At 73.0% G+C, this 1,514-nt stretch carries 1 protein-coding gene; it reads left to right on the forward strand.

The annotated features are described in order from the left end of the window. Nucleotides 1-1,258: ParB/Srx family N-terminal domain-containing protein (locus tag G3I42_RS22340; RefSeq protein WP_164288627.1), on the forward strand; the 1,258-nt coding region annotated here is incomplete at its 5' end. Nucleotides 1,259-1,514: the final 256 nt, after the last annotated feature.

The raw sequence follows: 1,514 nt of genomic DNA on the forward strand, positions 1-1,514 counted from the left end.
CCTCGCCGCCGCGCCGCAGGCGGGCGCGGCGACGCCCGCCGCGCGCCCCGGTGACCTCCTCACGGTCCGCCTCGACCAGCTCCGTCCCACCCAGCCGTCCGTCGGCAAGGACCAGATCTTCTACAAGCTCGGCCGGTACGCGAGCCAGAAGGACGAGCAGGCGGGGGACTTCAACAAGCGCTTCGACGACTGGTGCGAGACCAACGGCCAGGGCGAGGCCGAGAAGGTCCCGGCAGGGGCCCGGCTCGCCGACCCCGCGAGCTTCACGTGCGCGATCCCGCTCGGCGAGGAGACCGAGGAGAGCCTTGCCGCGATGAAGACCGTCGTCATCGGGCCCGGCGGCAGCCTCTACCTCACGGACGGCCATCACAGCCTGACCTCCTTCTGGGAGGCCCCGGACGGCGGCCCCGCGACCACCATCAGGCTGCGCGTCCAGGCCGACTACAGCGACCTCGGCGAGAGCGCCTTCTGGGACGAGATGCGCGCCCGCCACTGGGTCTGGCTCCGCGACGAGCACGGCGACCCCGTCACCACCGGCGAACTCCCCACCCGCCTCGGCCTCTCCCGCTTCCACGACGACCCCTACCGCTCCCTCGTCTACTTCACGCGCGACATCGGCTACACCGCGCCCGAGGACGCCGCCGAGTACCTGGAGTTCCTGTGGGGCGGCTGGCTGCGCGAGCGGCTCGATCTCGGCACGTACGACCTCGACGACCCGGCCTCCTACCTCCAAGCGGTCCGCGACGCCTCCGAGCTGATGGTCGCCGCCGACCCGGACGAGGTCATCGCGGACGGGCGCACGGCCGCCGAACTCGGCCGCCTCGATGAGTGGAACGACGGCAAGAAGCCCGAGAAGGGCGAGTTCGGCAAGCTCTCGCAACCGCTCACGGCCGAGAAGCCCGGCAAACTCGCCTTCGCCCTCGACTACCGCTCCCGCACCGTCGTGCCGCCCCGCTGCACCACCACGCTGCGCGGCGCCCGCACGGGCCCGCTCGTCGTCGGCTCCGGCGTCACGTGCCTCGACAACACGCGCCAGACCGGCCCCGTCGTCGTCCGCGCGGGAGCCTCGCTCGTCACGCTCGGGGCCGAACTCACAGGGGCCGTACAGGCCGTGGGCGCGCGGAGCGTGTACCTGTGCGGCACGACCGTCGACGGACCGCTCTCCGTCGTCGGCTCGGGCCTGCGCACGGAGGGGCCCGGCTGTTCGGCCAACTCCTTCGGCGGGCCCGTCCAGTTGGTGGCGAACACGCGGGGCTGACATGCCCCCTAGCGCCGCAATCCTGTGCGTTCGTCCTTCAACAGGCGCACATGGCTGGCGGGTTGACGGGCCGTGCGCGTAAAGAATCCGTAGCAAAGGTTCGTACCTTCGCATTGACATCGCGCGCGGCCCGGCCGAACCTCGAAGGCGGCGCGGGTCCCCTCGCACCCCACCGGCCCCCCACGGGCCGCGCGCGGGACCGTGCCTGCCGGGTGGCCCCACGCCCCCGGCGGCGTGGCCGCGTACCTGGCGGGCG

This window comes from Streptomyces sp. SID11385 (genome assembly GCF_010548245.1).
In the GTDB taxonomy this organism is placed as follows: Bacteria; Actinomycetota; Actinomycetes; order Streptomycetales; family Streptomycetaceae; genus Streptomyces.